Origin of the sequence: Microbacterium sp. NPDC012755 (assembly GCF_042901325.1) — a bacterium.
GTDB classification, from domain to species: Bacteria; Actinomycetota; Actinomycetes; order Actinomycetales; family Microbacteriaceae; genus Microbacterium; species Microbacterium natoriense.
Genome location: NZ_JBIBCT010000001.1, coordinates 470046 through 485730 on the forward strand (window position 1 = coordinate 470046; position 15685 = coordinate 485730).

The following is a 15685-nucleotide window of genomic DNA, read 5'->3' on the forward strand; positions in this document are numbered from 1 at the left end:
CGCAACGGAAGGAGTTCGATGATGAGTACCACGAAGACCCTCGCTCTCTGGGTCGCCTACGGCACGAACGGAGTCGTCGGCAGCATCCGCCACGACGACGACGGCTACACGGTCGTGATGGCAGGGTCGGATGCCGCAACAGGCAGCTACCCCAGCCTGGCGTCGGCGAAGGGCGCTCTGCACTCCCGCATGACGCCGGGCAGCGCCTGGCCGCTGTTCCGCGAGCACTGACCCCGCCCGGGTCCGCAGGATGGGTCAGGAATGACGCTCCGGGGAGTCTCTCCCCGGCATTTCTGATCCATCGTCGCGTGCCCGCACGCGAGGGCGGTCAGGCGTCGGGCTCTCCGGAAAGGATGCCGCGCAGCCAGTCGCGCGCCTCGACGAACACGTCGTCGGAGTAGCGCTCCGGGTACTGCACGATCTGCCTGTCGGCGCGGGGGTAAGAGCCGAGGAACACCACTCGGGGGCTGAACCGGCGGATGCCGAGCAGCGCGTCGGCCATGCGCTCGTGCTCGATGTGACCGTCGGCGTCGATGACGAACCGGTAGCGACCGAGCGCGTCGCCGATGGGGCGGGATTCGATCAGCGACAGGTTGATGCCGCGGGTCGAGAACTGCTCGAGCATCTCGAGCAGCGAACCGGGGCGGTCGTGGGGCAGCTCGACGATGAGCGAGGTCTTGTCGGCCCCGGTGGGTTCCGGCGAGCGCGTCGTGCGGGTCACGAGCACGAAGCGGGTGACCGCCTGGGCGTTGTCGCCGATGCCATCGGCGAGCACGTCCACGTCGTAGTGCTTCACGATGCCGGGGGGCGCGATCGCCGCCTGGGCGGGGAGCGAGCCGTCGAGCACGCCGATCGCGGAGGCGACGTTGCTCGCGGCCGGCACGTGGGAGTGCTGCGGCAGGTGCTCGCCGAGCCAGCCGTGGCACTGGGCGTAGGCGACGGGGTGGGCGGCGATGACGGAGACGTCCTCGAGCCGGGTGCCTCGGGGCGCCACCAGCACGAAGTTCACCCTGACGAGGTACTCGCCGATGATCCGCAGTCCTGGCAGCGTGGCCAGCGCGTCCTGCGTGGTGGAGACGCCGCCCTCGATCGAGTTCTCGATCGCGATCATCGCGGCATCCGACACCCCCGACAGCACGTCGTCGAGCGCCTCCCCGACGTTGTGCACGGGGCGCCATTCCTGGCCGCGCGCCTCGGGGACCTGGTCGAGCGCCGCTTCGGTGAACGTTCCTGCGGGGCCGAGGTAGCTGTAGGTGCGGCGTTCAGTCACGCGTTTCACCTTAGCCCTCCGCGTCGCGCGCGAGACTCCCGTCGACGAAAACCTTCACACCTCTGGAAATGAGACGTGCGCGAACGGCCCGCTCGGTGCAGACTGTCTGCATGACGAGCCGTGCCGGCCTCCCCGCGGAGGAAAGTGACCTCATCGACGTCGACGAGCTGATCGCCGCCTACTACGACCGCGTACCGGACCCCGGCGTCGCGGCCGAGCGCGTCGTGTTCGGCACCAGCGGCCACCGCGGCTCCTCGCTGTCGAACAGCTTCAACGAGAATCACATCCTCGCGACCACCCAGGCGATCGTCGACTATCGCACCGGCCAGGGCATCACCGGCCCGCTCTTCCTCGGACGCGACACCCACGCACTGTCCCTCCCCGCCGAGCGCAGCGCCATCGAGGTGCTCATCGCCAACGGGGTGGACGTGCGCGTCGACTCCCGCGACTCCTGGGTGCCGACGCCGGCGCTGAGCCACGCGATCCTCACCTACAACCGCGACCTGGCTCCGGATGCCGCCGGCCGCGCCGACGGCATCGTGGTCACCCCGAGCCACAACCCGCCCCGCGACGGCGGCTTCAAGTACAACCCTCCGCACGGCGGCCCCGCCGACACGGATGCGACCGGCTGGATCGCCGACCGCGCCAACCAGCTCATCGCCAACGGCCTCGACGGCGTCAAGCGCATCCGCTACGCCGACGTCGACGGGGACACGATCGGCGAGTACGACTTCCGCGACGCGTACGTGCGCGACCTCTCCACCATCATCGACGTCGACGCCATCCGCCGCGCGGGCGTGCGGATCGGCGCGGACCCGCTGGGCGGAGCATCCGTCGAGTACTGGGCGCTCATCAAGGAGGTGCACGACCTCGACCTCACCGTCGTGAACCCTGAGGTCGACCCGACCTGGCGTTTCATGACGTTGGACTGGGACGAGAAGATCCGCATGGATCCGTCCTCCCCCTCGGCCATGGCCTCCCTGGTCGCCAAGAAGGGCGACTACGACGTACTCACGGGCAACGACGCGGATGCCGACCGCCACGGCATCGTGACCCCGGATGCCGGTCTCATGAACCCCAACCACTACCTCGCGGTCGCGATCGACTACCTGTTCTCGCACCGCGCCGAGTGGCCGCGGGATGCCGCGATCGGCAAGACGCTCGTGTCGTCGATGATCATCGACCGCGTCGCCGAGTCGCTGGGTCGCCGCCTGCTGGAGGTGCCGGTCGGGTTCAAGTGGTTCGTGCCCGGCCTGCTCGACGGCTCCGTCGCGTTCGGCGGGGAGGAGTCGGCCGGCGCCTCGTTCCTGCGCAAGGACGGCACCGTCTGGTCGACCGACAAGGACGGCATCCTGCTGTGCCTGCTCGCCGCCGAGATCATCGCCGTGACGGGCAAGACCCCGTCGGAGCGGTACCGCGAGCTGGACGAGGCGTTCGGGTCGTCCGCGTACCAGCGCGTCGATGCGCCGGCCTCGCCCGAGCAGAAGGCCGCGCTGGCGAAGCTCGCCCCGGAGGCCGTGTCGGCGTCGACTCTCGCCGGCGAGCCCATCACCGCGAAGCTGTCGCACGCACCGGGCAACGGCGCGGCGATCGGCGGCCTCAAGGTGCAGACCGAGCACGCCTGGTTCGCTGCCCGCCCCTCGGGCACGGAAGACGTCTACAAGCTGTACGCCGAGAGCCTCCTGGGCCCCGAGCACCTCGCCGAGGTGCAGTCGGAGGCCCGCGCCGTGGTGTCCGCCGCGCTCGGGGGCTAGGGCGCGCGGATCTCCCCGCGTCTCGTCTCGCTCCGCTCGCTCGACGACCTGCTCTGCTGCCCCGGGCCGCTGAGCGAGGAGCGCAGCGACGAGACGAACGCCTCAGCGGATGCTGCGGGCGAGCGCGGCGCCGGCCTCGACGAGCCAGCGAGCGGGGTCGGCGAGAGCGGCCTCCGCCGATCCGGCGAGCGCCGTCAACGAGGTGGATGCCGCGAACGGCGAGGTGTCGGCATCCGGGGTGATGCGGCCGGCCGCGAGCAGCGCGCGAACCCCCGCGTCGGCGGCCAGGGCGGAGGTGTACGAGGGCACCTTGCCGTCGCCGGACTGCCCGTCGTACGACCCTTCGCCCGTGATCACCACGTCGGCGCGGGCGATCGCGTCGGCGAGCCCGATGAGCGATGCGACCTCCGCCGCACCGGGGGCGAGAGCCGCGCCCCACACCACGAGTGCGGCGCCGGTTCCTCCGGCCGCGCCCGCGCCGGGCATGGACGCGTCGAGGCCCAGCAGCCCGGCGAGACGTGCGAGCCCTGCGTCCACGACGGGGATGTCGGATGCCGTGAGCCCCTTCTGCGGGCCGAACACGGCGGCGGCGCCGCGCGGACCGGTCAGCGGGTTGGTCACGTCGGTGAGCACGAGCGTCGATGGCGCAGACCGCAGACCCGCGAGGTCGACGGAGGCGAGGTCGGCGAGTCCCCGAGCCCCGCGGGCGACGGGTGCTCCCGCGGCGTCGAGGAACCGCGCTCCGAGAGCGGTCAGCATGCCCATCCCGCCGTCGGTCGACGCACTGGACCCGATGCCGACGACGAGCCGCGAGACGCCGTGGTCGAGCGCCGCGGCGATCGCCTGTCCGAGTCCGGTGGTGTCGGCATCCCACGGGCGCAGCGTCGCGAGGAGCTCGATGCCCGACGTGGAGGCGAGGTCGACGACCGCGGTGCCGCCGGGCGCCTCGTCTGTGGGTGGCAGCAGCAGCCAGGCCGTGTCTACCGATTCGCCCGCGGGTCCGTCGACGGTGACCGGCATCCGCTCTGCGCCCGGCACCGCCGCGGCGAACGCGGCGACCGTGCCCTCTCCCCCGTCGGCCATGGGTCGATGCACGAAGGAGGCGGCGGGGTCGACGGAGGCCCATCCCGCGGCGAGCGCGTCCGCGGCGTCCGCGGCCGTGATCGTGCCCTTGAAGCTGTCGGGCGCCAGGACGACGGAGGTCATGCGAGACCGGGAGTGCTCGCGCGCACGATCACCTCGAGCGGGAGCGGCGCCTGCTGCCAGTCCGCGTCGACGGTCGCCCGGAACGCCTGGTAGCCGACCTCGCTGAGCGGCACCCGGACCGTCGTGAGGGCTGGCGCGACGTCGCTGCTGGACGGCACGTCGTCGAAGCCGCACACCGCGATGTCCTCGCCCACGGCGCGTCCGGCGTCGCGGATCGCCGACATCGCTCCTATCGCGACGATGTCGCTCATCCCGAACACCAGGGTGCCGGGTTCGACGCCCGCGGCGAGCTGGGCGGCCATCAGGGCCGTGCCCGACTCGCGGCGGAAGTCACCGCGCACCACGCGGTCGACCGAGCCACCACCCGCGGCGAACCCGGTCTCGAAGCCCGCGAGACGCTCGTCGGAGGTCAGCACGCCCTCCGCGGCCCCGATCAGGATCGCTGACCGGTAGCCGAGCTGGGCCATGCGCTCGCCCAGCGCCCGCGCACCGCTGCGGTTGTCGATCTCGACGTGGCGTCCGTCGCCCTCGCCGGCGCCGAAGGTGACGATCCGCCCGCCCAGGCGCGAGAACTCTGCGAGCTCGCGCGCCGTTCCCGTGTCGGGCGGCCCCGTGGTGCGGGAGGCCGCGAGGATGAGCCCCTGAGGGCGCTGTCCGCGGAGCGCCCTCACGATGCGGGCCTCGCGCTCGGGGTCCCGTTCGGTGATCGCGATCGTGACGACGAGACCGTGCTCGTCCGCTCCGCGCGCGACGCCGGAGGCGATGAGTCCGAAGTACGGGTCGGCGATGTCGGCGACGAGCAGGGCGATCACGGGAGAGGTTCCCCTGGCGGTCGACTGCGCGGAGACGTTCGCCGTGTACCCGAGTTCGGATGCCGCCCGCTCGACGCGCTCGCGGAACGACTCGGCGACCTTGCGCTCCGAGCCGTTGAGGACACGGGATGCGGTGGCGAGTGAGACGCCGGCCTCGCGCGCGACGTCGTGCAGGGTCGGGGCCGCTCCGCGCGCATGCCGCGGCCGGCGGACCGGGGAAAGGCTTTCCGGCGTGCTCATGACCCGAGCATACTGGGATGACCGACAGACTCCGAGAGGTTTCGCGGCCTGGCAACCGCTTGCCGGGTCAGGCCATCCTCGCGAGAGCGCTCTCGTCGATCGCGTGCAGCAGGGGCTCCCCTGCGACGAGGCGCTCCAGCTCCTCTCCCACGAGCTCGCCCATCGCCCCGCGGTCGGCGCCCATGGAGCCCGCGACGTGCGGTGTCAGCTCGACGTTCTCGAGCTCCCAGAGCGGCGAATCGGGCGCGGGCGGCTCGTCGACCGTCACGTCCAGGAGCGCCGTGAGGTCGGTCCGGCGCGAGAGCACCGTGACCAGTGCGGCCTCGTCGATCAGCCCGCCCCGAGCGGTGTTGACGAGCGTCGCGCCCTGCGGCATCCGCGCGAGCAGCGCAGCGCCGATCATGCCCGTCGTCGCCGGCAGCAGCGGGGCGTGCAGACTCACGACCTCCGAGCGCGAGAACAGCTCCTCGATCGAGACGAGCTCGATCCCCAGCTCCGCAGCCGCCGCGGGGGAGGCGTAGGGATCGGCGGCCAGCAGCCGCACACCGGCGCCCTGCAGCCGCTCCGCGACACGGCGGCCGATCGCGCCGAGCGCCACCAGCCCGACCACGCTGCTCCGCGTTCCGGAGGCGAACTGCGCCGCGGCATCCTTCGACCGCAGCTCGCGGTAGGCCCGCCGCGCTGCGGGCACTCCGCGGGCGGCGAGCACGATCTGCGCCGCCGTCATCTCGGCGACGGGCTCGGCGTTCGCCGCGGCCGCCGAGACCACCGTGATCCCTCGTGCCCAGGCAGAATCGGTGACGATGTGCTTGACCGATCCGGCCGCGTGCAGCACCGCCGTCAGCCGCGGAGCGCGCTCCAGCAGGGGCGTGTCGATCACCGGAGCCCCCCAGCCCGTGAGCAGCACGTCGACGTCACGCAGCGCCTCGGGGTCCGCCGCCAACTCCTCTGCGGTGAGGAACGGTCGGACCAGGTCCACGGTACGGTCGATACCTGCCAGAACCTCTGCCGGATAGACGTCGTCTCGACGTCGCTCCTCCATCACCAGCCGCGCTCGCATGCGCTCCATGTGCTCTCCTTCGAAGGCGAAACATCCGATCAATGATTGACAGTGCTCGCGTCCCTAGGTTAGATTCGCCAACGACGTCTTGCAAAGTGGCAAGCGTTTGCCAAACCCTGGAGAACCCATGCACACAAAGATGAAAGCAGCCGCAATCCTGGGCGTCGTGACGCTCGCCCTTGCCGGCTGCTCCAGCACGGCCGCCCCCGAAGGCGGTTCCGGCGTCACGCAGGACGAGGATGCCGTCCTCGAGATCTGGACCCGCACGACCCCCGGAAGCCCCAGCGAGGCGGCGACGATCCGGCAGGTCGAGGCGTTCACGGAGGCCACCGGCTACAAGGCCGAGGTCACCGCGATCTTCGACGACTTCGAGATCAAGCTCGCCCAGCGTGCAGGGCAGAAGGACCTGCCCGACATCGTGCTCAACGACGTCAGCCAGCTCGGCACCATGCAGTCCCAGGGCATCCTCCGCGAGATCGACCTCAAGGACATCAAGAACTCCAAGGACATGACGGCGCAGGCGCTCGAGGCCGGCAAGGCCGTCGACGGCAAGACCTACGGCATCCCGTACTCAGCACAGGCGAACGCGCTCATGATCCGGAGCGACTGGCTGCAGAACCTCGGCCTCGAGGCGCCGACCGACTGGGACGAGATGCTCGAGGTCGCCACGGCCTTCACTGAGAAGGACCCCGACGGCAACGGCCAGGCCGACACCTACGGCCTCGCGGTTCCCGGATCGACCAAGCGCGGCTACGCCTCCTGGTACTTCTCCAACTTCCTGTGGGCCGCGGGCGGCGACTTCATCACGGGCTCCGGCGACGAATGGCTGCCGTCGATGAGCTCCGACGAGGCGATCGAGGCCGCGACCTGGTTCCGCGACCTGCAGTGCAAGGCCGGGGTCGTCCAGCCGGGCGCTCCCAGCATGGACACGCCGCCGACCAACGAGGCGTTCGAGTCCGGCGTCGCGGGCATGTACCTGACCGGCCCGTACATGATGCCCCGCTTCGACAAGGTGCTGGGCGCCGACAAGTACACCGTCGTCCCCGCCCCCAAGGGTCCGAAGGACTCCTCCGTGCTCGCCGAGGGCGGCACGGTCTACCTGATGGCCGGCTCCGAGAACGAGAAGGGCCAGACGGCCTTCGCCGACTGGTACGTCAGCCCCGACGCCCAGAAGTTCGGCATGGAGGGTACGGATGCCTTCGCGATCCAGCTCCCGGTGAACGAGAAGGTCGACATCGCCGACGTGCGCGACGACCCCCGCTGGCAGACCTTCGCGACCGCCTACCAGGAGAGCGGCCACTACGCGCCGACCATCCCGAGCTGGACCCCGGTCCGCCAGATGAGCGCCGACACCATCAACGCGCTGCTCGCCGACTGCTCGCTCGACGTCGAAGAAGAACTCACCAAGCTCGACGGCAAGCTGACGGCCGAGCTCCTGACGCAGGGAATCCTCAAGCAGTGACCATCCACACAGCCGACGCCGCGACCGCGGCCGACGCACCCCAGGCAGCGGCGGGGGCCATCGCGTCCCCGCCGCCCGCCCGGCGGCGCCGCCGCCGCCATCGAGTGCAGGGCCAGTGGTGGGTCCCGTGGGCCTTCCTCGCCCCCGCCCTGCTGCTGTTCCTGATCTTCCGCTACATCCCGATGTTCCAGGCCGTGGGCATGTCCGTCGAGAACGTCCGCCCCTACCTCGGCAACGAGTTCGTGGGGTTCAAGAACTACGAGACGATCCTCACCGACGCGGTCTTCCGCGACGCGACGATCAACACGCTCGTGCTCGCCCTCGGGCAGACCGCGGGCTGCCTCATCCTCGGCTTCCTCCTCGCGCTCCTGCTGGAGGGCCAGACCCGCAAGCTCTCCTTCATCCGATCCGCGGCGTTCCTGCCCGTGGTCGTCCCGATGGCCGTGGTCGCCGAGCTGTGGCGCATCATGTACCACCCGTCTCCCGACGGGTTCCTGAACTCGATCATCGGCATCATGGGCATCGCCCCCAGCGAGTACATCAACAGCCCGGACTCGGCCATGTGGTCGATCATGCTGATGGGCATCTGGCGCGGCGGCCCCTACGACATGATGATCATCCTCGCCGGTCTCGCCGGCATCGACCGCGGGCTGTACGAGGCCGCGACGGTCGACGGCGCGAACCGCTGGCAGCGGATCGTCCACGTGACCCTCCCCGGACTCCGCCCGGTGTTCACGATCCTGTTCATCCTCGCCGCCATCCGCGGCTTCCGGGTGTTCACCGAGGTCTACCTGATGACCAACGGCGGCCCGAACGGCGCCACCGAGGTCGTCATGACCCTCCTCTACAAGCTCGGACTGGAGCAGCAGAAGCTCGGGGTCGGATCGGCGGGCGCAGTGCTGCTGTTCCTCGCGACCCTCGTGCTGACGCTCACCGTGCAGCTGCTGCTGCGGAAGAAGAAGGACGCATGAGCGCCGGAACCGATACCGCTCTCGGACTCACCGAGAGCCGCACCGTCGTCGGAATCGGCGTAAAGGTGCTGCTGTACGCCGTCGTGGTCGTCCTGTTCGCAGGCCCCCTGGTCGCGCTGCTCTCCGGCGCCTTCAGCGAGGTCTCCGACCCGACGGAGCTCAGCGTCATCCCCAACCGGCCCACGCTGGACAACTTCGCGGTCGCCTTCGACTTCGGCGTGCTCGGCTACCTCATGAACTCGTTCTTCGTGGTCGGCTTCGGCCTGCTGCTGCAGGTCGTCGTGTCGGTGCTCGCCGGCTACGCCCTCGCCCGCAAGAAGTTCCGCTTCTCGGCGCTGGCGATGGTCGCGATCCTCGCCACGATGATGCTGCCCGATGAGATCCTCGCCCTGCCGCTGTCGATCCTCCTGGCCGACCTCCCCCTCGTGCACATCAACCTGATGGGCACGCTCGCGGGCATGATCGTCCCGATCGGCGCCTGGGCGTTCTCGATCCTCGTCATGACGGAGTTCATGAAGGACGTGCCGCTCGAGCTGGAGGAGGCCGCACGCATCGACGGCGCCAGCGAGCTGCGGGTCTTCGCGCAGATCATCGTCCCGCTGTGCAAGCCGGCGCTCGGCGTCATCGGCGTGTTCGGCTTCACGATGATCTGGGACCAGTACCTGCTGCCGCTGCTCGTCTCGACGTCGAGCGACACCTACACGCTCCCCCTCGCGCTGCGCACGCTGCGCATCGAGCCGGAGGTCACTCCCGGCGTGGTCATGGCGGCGTCGCTGCTCGCACTCGCGCCGTCGGTGATCGTGTTCCTGCTGTTCCAGCGCTCCTTCGCCCGCGGACTCACGTCCGGCGCTCTGAAGGGCTGACCCGTGGGCGTGATCGTGGTCGACGGCGTGCCCGGTTTCCGGGACGTCGGCGGCATCCCGGCATCCGGCGGGGTGATCCGCACCGGGCGCCTGTTCCGCTCGGGTCACCTCGCCGCGGTCGGCGCGGATGGGGCGGATGTCGTGCGCTCCCGCGTCCGCCGCATCGTCGACCTCCGCGCCGACGACGAGGTCTCCGAGGACGCCACCGCCGTCGACGGCGTCGCGATCACCCGGCTCCCGCTCTACCTCGGCTCGACCCGCTCCTTCTTCGTCGAGGACTACAGCCTCGGCGAGATCTACGCGCACCTGCTCTCCCGCTCATCGGCGCAGCTCGTTGAGGCCGTGCGTATCATCGCCGCGGGCGAGCCGACGCTCGTGCACTGCACCGCAGGCAAGGACCGCACCGGAGTCACGATCGCGCTCGCGCTCTCGGCCGTCGGCGCCGACCGCGAGGCCGTCGTCGCCGACTACGCGCTCACCGCCGACCTCATCCCCGCCGAGCACCGCAGGGCCACCTCCGCGCGGCTCGCCGAGAAGTACCCCGAGTCCCGCCACGCGTGGATGCTCGCGACCGAGTCCCCCGCCGAGGTCATGCGCGACACCCTCGCCGCCCTCGACGCGGAGTGGGGATCGGCCGCCGACTACCTCCGCGCCCACGGCGTCACATCCGACGAGCTCGCCGCGCTCCGCGACGCCCTCGTCTCCCCCGCAGATCCCTCAGAAGGAGCATCGTCATGACGGCATCCGCCGACCTCGCCTGGTTCACCGAGGCGCGCCTCGGGATGTTCGTGCACTGGGGCCTGTACTCGCTGGCCGCCAGGCACGAGTGGGTCAAGAACCGCGAGCGCATGACGGATGCCGAGTACGAGCCGTACTTCGCGCACTTCGATCCCGACCGCTACGACCCGCGGGCGTGGGCGCGCACGGCGAAGGCCGCGGGCGCGGGCTACGTGGTGCTCACCGCGAAGCACCACGACGGCTTCTGCCTGTGGGACTCCGCGCTCACCGACTACACCTCGATGAACACGCCGTTCGGTCGCGACGCCGTCGCCGAGTTCGTCGACGCCTGCCGGGCCGAGGGGCTCCGCGTGGGCCTCTACTACTCCCTCATCGACTGGCACCACCCCTCGTTCCCCGTCGACGGCACGCACCCGCAGCGCGACGACGAGGAGTTCAAGGCCGCAGCCGCCGACCGCGACATCCGCGACTACCAGCGCTACCTGCACGGGCAGGTCCGCGAGCTCCTCACCGGGTACGGGCAGATCGACTACCTGTTCTTCGACTTCTCCTACACCCACCGCCCCGACTACTGGGGCGGCAAGGGGGCGGCGGACTGGGATGCCGAGAACCTGCTGAGCATGGTCAGGGCGCTGCAGCCGAACATCATCGTGAACGACCGCCTCGGCATCCCCGGCGACATCGTCACCCCCGAGCAGTACCAGCCCCTGAAGCCGATGGAGCGCGACGGCGTCCCCGTCGCGTGGGAGGCCTGCCAGACCCTCGACGGCAGCTGGGGGTACGACCGCGACAACCTCGACGCGAAGAGCCCGGAGTCGCTGATCAAGCTGCTCATCGACGGTGTCTCGAAAGACGGCAACCTGCTGCTCAACGTCGGACCCGACGGCCGAGGGCGCCTCGACGCGACGGCGCAGCGCACCTTCGACGAGATCGCCTCCTGGATGGACGATCACGCCCGCTCCGTGCACGGCGCCGGCCCCGCTCCGTGGCAGGCGCCCGGCGACACCCGGTACACGCTCCGCGGTGACCGCCTGTACGTGCACCTGTTCTCCTGGCCGTTCAAGCACCTGCACCTGCCCGGCCTCGCCGGCAAGGTGGGCTACGCGCAGCTGATGGCTGATGCCTCCGAGCTGGTGCCGCTGCACGTCGACCCGAACCGGGTCGCGCAGAACACGCTCATGGGCGGCCTCCCCGACGGGACGCTCACCCTGCAGCTGCCGGTGCAGCGCCCCGACTCCCCCGTGCCGGTGATCGAGCTGTTCCTCACCGACGCCCCCTGAGCCGGTCGGGCCCCTCACCCCTCACGCTTCCGCCCCTCGGGATCGCGCGCCGAGGGGCCCGACCCTCCACCCCCCATCCCTCGACGAGGAGGAAAAAATGAAACGCCGAACCTTCATCCTGTCCGCCGTGGCCGGCGCCGCTGCGGCGGTCACCATCCCGCAGCAGGCGGGCGCCGCCGTGCTCGGCCGGCCGTCCGCGGCATCCGCCCGCGATCGCATCGCGCCGATGCTGCCCGGCCGCGGGCCGTACTCGCACGTGTCGAGCATCGCCGAGCTGCAGACCGCGGTGCGCGCGATGACCAAGGGCGGCACGATCATCGTCGCCGACGGCACCTACGCCGTGCCGGACGGCGCCCCCATCGACCTCACCGGGGTGGGCGGACGCGGCAACAAGCCGCTCACGATCATGGCGGCGACCGTCGGGGGCGTCACCCTCACCGGAGCGCAGAGCTTCGTCTTCGACGGCACGCACGACCTCGTCATCAGCGGCTTCGTGTTCACGCAGTCGACGATGATCGAGGTCCTGCCGACCTGCAACGCCGTCACGTTCAGCCGCAACGAGTTCCGCCTGTCCGACATCGAGGGCATGCACTTCATGATGGTGCGCGCCGACAACACGGTGATCGAGTACAACCACTTCCACAGCAAGTCGACGCTGGGGCTGTTCCTCGGCATCGAGGGCGCGAACTCGACCGAGATGGCCGAGAACGTGCACATCCACCACAACTACTTCTCCGACCACTCCTTCCCCGGAGACAACGGCGGCGAGCCGATCCGCCTCGGCGTCAGCCCCCGCGCGCTGAGCAGCGCCTACGCGATCGTCGAGTACAACCTCTTCGAGCGCACGAACGGCGACCCTGAGGCGATCTCGGTGAAGTCCAGCGACAACACCGTGCGCTTCAACACCTTCCGCGACAGCGGCGGCGGCATCGTGCTGCGGCACGGCAACCGCACGCGCGTGGAGTCGAACCACATCATCCGCGGCCAGCGCGGCATCCGCATCTACGGCAACGACCACGTCATCGTGAACAACTACATCGGCGAGACCGCCGACACCGCCGTCGTGCTCGGCGCGGGCACCGTGCGCGACCACTACGAGGGGGAGCCGGCGAACTCCCGCAACAAGAACGACGCGGTCGACCGCGTGCGCGTCGCGCTCAACACGATCGTGGGCAACGCGGGCGGCATCTCCGGTGAGACGCATCGCCCGATCCCCCCGGCCGACTGCGTGATCGTCGACAACATCATCCAGGGGGATGCCGGAACCCTCGCGAGCGTGCCCACCGGCACCGGCTTCACGTGGGCGGGCAACATCCTGTGGGGTGCGGCGCCCGACGGCGACCTGCCTGCGTCCGGCTTCACGCGCGTCGATCCGCTGCTCGCCCGCGACGCCGCCGACGTGCTGCGCATCGGCAGCGGCAGCCCCGCCGTGAACGCGGGGACCCAGGACCACTCGGCGTTCGTGCGAGACGACATCGACGGTCGCAAGCGCACCGGTGCGGCCGACGTGGGCGCGCACGAGCTCGGCTGGGGCCACGCGAAGCGCGAGCCCCTCACCCCCGAGGACGTCGGCCCCCTCGCCTGCTGAGCACGCAGGAGGGGCGGATGCCGTCGGCATCCGCCCCTCCTGCGTCTCCCCCGCGGGTGACGGATCAGCGGGCGGCGGGGCCCGTCGACCCGCGCACGACGAGCGTGGTCGCGAGGTCGAAGCCATCGGCCGAGACCTCGGTGTCCGTCACACGTCCGAGAAGCGCCGCCATGGCGTGATCGCCACCCTCGCGCAGCGGCGACTTGATCGTCGTGAGGGGCGGCGAGGTGAAGTCGGCCCCGAAGATGTCGTCGAAGCCGACGACGCTGATGTCGGCGGGGATGCGGATGCCGGTCTCGACGAGCTCCTGCATGAGGCCGATGGCGATGAGGTCGTTGTAGGCGATCACGGCGGTGGCGCCGCTGTCGCGCACGGCCACCGCGGCGCTGCGGCCCCCGGCGACGGTCGGTGCGACGGAGTCGAGCGTCGCGAGCTCGATGTGCGCCCACTCGCAGCGCTGGGCGAGCAGCTCGCCGCGGCGCCGGGCCATCCACGACAGCGGAGGACCCGGTACGTACGCGATGCGGTTGTGGCCGAGCCCGCGGAGGTGACGGACCGCCTCGGCGATGCCGTGCTGCACGTCGGGGATCACCGACAGCACATCGTCGACGAGGCGGTTCACGACCGCGACCGGCTTCTGCCGCGCGAGGGCCGTGATCTGCTCGTCCGACATGCGCGGGGTGGCCAGCAGCATCCCGTCGACCATGCGCAGCATCCGCTGGGCGCGCTCGTACTCGCGCTCGTCCGACTCCTCGGACTCGGTGAGAACCAGCGTGTAGCCCGACCGGGTGGCCGCCGCCTCCGCACCGCGGATGACGTCGAAGAACACCGGGTTCGTGATGTCGGAGACCACGAGGCCGACGATCGAGGTGCGCCCGGTCGGCAGCGCCCGCGCCATCGGGTTGACGTGGTAGTTGAGGGTCTCGGCTGCTGCGCGGATGCGGCGCTCGGTCACGGCATTCACGCGACCGGGCCGGTTGAGCGCACGAGACACGGTCGACGGATTGACGCCGGCGAGCTTGGCGACGTCGTAGATCGTCACGCTCTCGGACGCACGCACGGCCTCCGACTCGGCGGGCGATCCGACCGCGATGTCGTCTGCCATGCCTAGCTCCTCACTGGTTCGACCCGCGTCGCCGCTGCGACGGGATCTTCTTCCAGCCTACGGAGTTCTCGTCCGATCGCCGCGCGCATTGCGGCGGCGGTTCCCCCCGCCCCGTCCAGGAGAGTGTCGATCTCGGCGGGCGAGTGGCCGCCGGCGATGGCCCAGGCCGCGATGACGGATGCCGGGGCCGCGGCATCCGCTCCCGATCGCAGCGCGTGGTCGATCACGGGGACGATGCGGACGGGCAGCTTGTGGGCGCCGTCCGTCGCGATCTGCGCGAGCAGGTGACGGATGCGCGGGTTGGCGAACCGGACGCGCGTCGTGGCGATCGCGTCCTCGACCTCGCCGCGGGGCAGCACGCAGCTCTTCGCGGCGACGGTCCAGTACTCCTCCAGGAGGTCGCGCAGGGCGGGGTCGCCGAAGGCGGAGGCCACGTCGTCGATGCCGCGCAGCAGCCCGTGGTAGGCGAGCAGGGAGTGTGCGCCGTTGAGCAGCCGCAGCTTGCGCTGCTCGTACGGTGCGAGGTCGCGCGTGAACCGCACGCCGACGCGTTCCCACGCAGGACGCGGCCCGGCGAAGCCGTCTTCGATCACCCATTCCGAGAAGGGCTCGGTGACGACCGTGCCCTCGTCGCGGATGCCGGTGGCGCGCTCGACCTCGTCGATGTCGGCATCCGTCGTCCGGGGGGTGATGCGATCGACCATCGAGGAGAGGAACACGACGTGCTCGTCGATCCAGTCGGCGAGGGTGTGGTCGATCCTCATCGCCGCGTCGAACACGGCGTCCCGGGCGACGTCTCCGTTGCTGCCGAGGTTGTCGCAGCTGATGACGGTGAGCGCCCCCGCGCCCGAGGCGCGCCGGGCCGCGAGACCGCCGGCGAGCCTCGTCGACGCGGTGCCGCCGGGCAGGTAGCCCGCCTCGGTGACGGTGAGGGTGACGATGTGGGTCTCAGGGGCGGCGAGCGCCTGCTCCCAGAGGGCTCTCTCGGCGCCGTCGTGGACGGCGCGGATGCTGCGCACCTCGCTGAAGCCGTCTCCCTCCGCGCCCCTGGTGACGAGCGTGTACCGGCCGCCCCTCGCCTCGAGGAGGCGGGCCTGGGTCGCCGAGCGCCCGGTGAAGGCGACGATCCGCCAGGGCTCTCCGACCTCAGCCGCGCGGTCGGTGTACCAGGCCTGATGGGCACGGTGGAAGGCGCCGACGCCCAGGTGCGCGATGGCGGGCGCCTCGGTCTCTGACTGCCCGTGCGGCATGCGTTCTCCTCCGGTCGGATGCCGACGACGGCGTCGACTTCCGACATTCTATGGCAAACGGTTGCCAACCGCACGGGAGAACAGGT

At 70.8% G+C, this 15685-nt stretch carries 14 protein-coding genes; 8 read left to right on the forward strand and 6 right to left on the reverse strand.

The genetic code is table 11. From position 1 onward, the window contains the following. Positions 1-21: 21 nt before the first annotated feature. A complete protein-coding gene (locus tag ACFY5A_RS02360; protein ID WP_341941264.1) occupies positions 22-231 on the forward strand; it encodes a methyltransferase in 210 nt (69 codons plus the stop codon). A gap of 97 nt (positions 232-328) precedes the next feature. On the opposite strand, the gene pheA is transcribed toward ACFY5A_RS02360, so the two are convergent. Continuing rightward, complete coding sequence (pheA, locus tag ACFY5A_RS02365) at positions 329-1279, reverse strand: prephenate dehydratase (protein WP_341941263.1); 951 nt, start codon at positions 1277-1279, stop codon at positions 329-331. Positions 1280-1380: 101 nt separating this feature from the next. Here pheA and pgm point away from each other — a divergent pair, with 101 nt between their 5' ends. Next, on the forward strand, positions 1381-3024 hold the full coding sequence (pgm, locus tag ACFY5A_RS02370; protein WP_387231557.1) for a phosphoglucomutase (alpha-D-glucose-1,6-bisphosphate-dependent): 1644 nt from the start codon (positions 1381-1383) through the stop codon (positions 3022-3024). Positions 3025-3126: 102 nt separating this feature from the next. Here the strand turns inward: pgm and ACFY5A_RS02375 are convergent, their stop codons facing one another. The 3 genes from ACFY5A_RS02375 to ACFY5A_RS02385 all read right to left on the reverse strand — a co-directional run bounded on the left by ACFY5A_RS02375 (position 3127) and on the right by ACFY5A_RS02385 (position 6351). Then, a complete protein-coding gene (locus tag ACFY5A_RS02375; RefSeq protein ID WP_387231559.1) occupies positions 3127-4230 on the reverse strand; it encodes a glycerate kinase in 1104 nt (367 codons plus the stop codon). Further along, positions 4227-5282, reverse strand: coding sequence for a LacI family DNA-binding transcriptional regulator (locus ACFY5A_RS02380; protein WP_387231561.1), 1056 nt, complete (start codon positions 5280-5282; stop codon positions 4227-4229). The genes ACFY5A_RS02375 and ACFY5A_RS02380 overlap by 4 nt, the downstream gene beginning before the upstream one ends. Before the next feature lie 67 nt (positions 5283-5349). Continuing rightward, a complete protein-coding gene (locus ACFY5A_RS02385; protein WP_387231563.1) occupies positions 5350-6351 on the reverse strand; it encodes a hydroxyacid dehydrogenase in 1002 nt (333 codons plus the stop codon). Positions 6352-6481: 130 nt separating this feature from the next. Between ACFY5A_RS02385 and ACFY5A_RS02390 the strand changes: the two genes are divergently transcribed. From ACFY5A_RS02390 to ACFY5A_RS02415, 6 genes are all read left to right on the forward strand, one after another. Then, positions 6482-7804: a sugar ABC transporter substrate-binding protein gene (locus ACFY5A_RS02390; RefSeq protein WP_181155822.1), complete on the forward strand. Its 1323-nt coding sequence runs from the start codon at positions 6482-6484 to the stop codon at positions 7802-7804. Continuing rightward, complete coding sequence (locus ACFY5A_RS02395; RefSeq protein WP_387231565.1) at positions 7801-8775, forward strand: carbohydrate ABC transporter permease; 975 nt, start codon at positions 7801-7803, stop codon at positions 8773-8775. Before ACFY5A_RS02390 ends, ACFY5A_RS02395 begins: the two co-directional genes overlap by 4 nt. Continuing rightward, complete coding sequence (locus ACFY5A_RS02400; RefSeq protein WP_105672930.1) at positions 8772-9638, forward strand: carbohydrate ABC transporter permease; 867 nt, start codon at positions 8772-8774, stop codon at positions 9636-9638. The genes ACFY5A_RS02395 and ACFY5A_RS02400 overlap by 4 nt, the downstream gene beginning before the upstream one ends. A 3-nt stretch (positions 9639-9641) precedes the next feature. Further along, the gene (locus ACFY5A_RS02405; RefSeq protein WP_387231567.1) at positions 9642-10376 is read left to right on the forward strand and encodes a tyrosine-protein phosphatase; all 735 of its coding nucleotides are present in this window, start codon (positions 9642-9644) and stop codon (positions 10374-10376) included. Beyond that, positions 10373-11656: an alpha-L-fucosidase gene (locus ACFY5A_RS02410; protein WP_387231569.1), complete on the forward strand. Its 1284-nt coding sequence runs from the start codon at positions 10373-10375 to the stop codon at positions 11654-11656. The genes ACFY5A_RS02405 and ACFY5A_RS02410 overlap by 4 nt, the downstream gene beginning before the upstream one ends. A gap of 97 nt (positions 11657-11753) precedes the next feature. Continuing rightward, positions 11754-13244 carry a polysaccharide lyase 6 family protein gene (locus tag ACFY5A_RS02415; RefSeq protein ID WP_387231571.1) on the forward strand — a complete coding sequence of 497 codons (1491 nt, stop codon included), beginning with the start codon at positions 11754-11756 and terminating at the stop codon, positions 13242-13244. Between the two features lie 64 nt (positions 13245-13308). On the opposite strand, the gene ACFY5A_RS02420 is transcribed toward ACFY5A_RS02415, so the two are convergent. Beyond that, a complete protein-coding gene (locus ACFY5A_RS02420; RefSeq protein WP_387231573.1) occupies positions 13309-14349 on the reverse strand; it encodes a LacI family DNA-binding transcriptional regulator in 1041 nt (346 codons plus the stop codon). Between the two features lie 2 nt (positions 14350-14351). Continuing rightward, a complete protein-coding gene (locus ACFY5A_RS02425) occupies positions 14352-15599 on the reverse strand; it encodes a mannitol dehydrogenase family protein (protein ID WP_387231575.1) in 1248 nt (415 codons plus the stop codon). Between the last annotated feature and the right edge of the window lie 86 nt (positions 15600-15685).

Coding starts and splice junctions, on each gene's coding strand:
- ACFY5A_RS02360 (WP_341941264.1), top strand. CDS start 22: ATGAGTACCACGAAGACCCTCGCTCTCTGGGTCGCCTACGGCACGAAC.
- pgm (WP_387231557.1), top strand. CDS start 1,381: ATGACGAGCCGTGCCGGCCTCCCCGCGGAGGAAAGTGACCTCATCGAC.
- ACFY5A_RS02375 (WP_387231559.1), bottom strand. CDS start 4,230: ATGACCTCCGTCGTCCTGGCGCCCGACAGCTTCAAGGGCACGATCACG.
- ACFY5A_RS02380 (WP_387231561.1), bottom strand. CDS start 5,282: ATGAGCACGCCGGAAAGCCTTTCCCCGGTCCGCCGGCCGCGGCATGCG.
- ACFY5A_RS02385 (WP_387231563.1), bottom strand. CDS start 6,351: ATGGAGCGCATGCGAGCGCGGCTGGTGATGGAGGAGCGACGTCGAGAC.
- ACFY5A_RS02390 (WP_181155822.1), top strand. CDS start 6,482: ATGAAAGCAGCCGCAATCCTGGGCGTCGTGACGCTCGCCCTTGCCGGC.
- ACFY5A_RS02400 (WP_105672930.1), top strand. CDS start 8,772: ATGAGCGCCGGAACCGATACCGCTCTCGGACTCACCGAGAGCCGCACC.
- ACFY5A_RS02410 (WP_387231569.1), top strand. CDS start 10,373: ATGACGGCATCCGCCGACCTCGCCTGGTTCACCGAGGCGCGCCTCGGG.
- ACFY5A_RS02415 (WP_387231571.1), top strand. CDS start 11,754: ATGAAACGCCGAACCTTCATCCTGTCCGCCGTGGCCGGCGCCGCTGCG.
- ACFY5A_RS02420 (WP_387231573.1), bottom strand. CDS start 14,349: ATGGCAGACGACATCGCGGTCGGATCGCCCGCCGAGTCGGAGGCCGTG.
- ACFY5A_RS02425 (WP_387231575.1), bottom strand. CDS start 15,599: ATGCCGCACGGGCAGTCAGAGACCGAGGCGCCCGCCATCGCGCACCTG.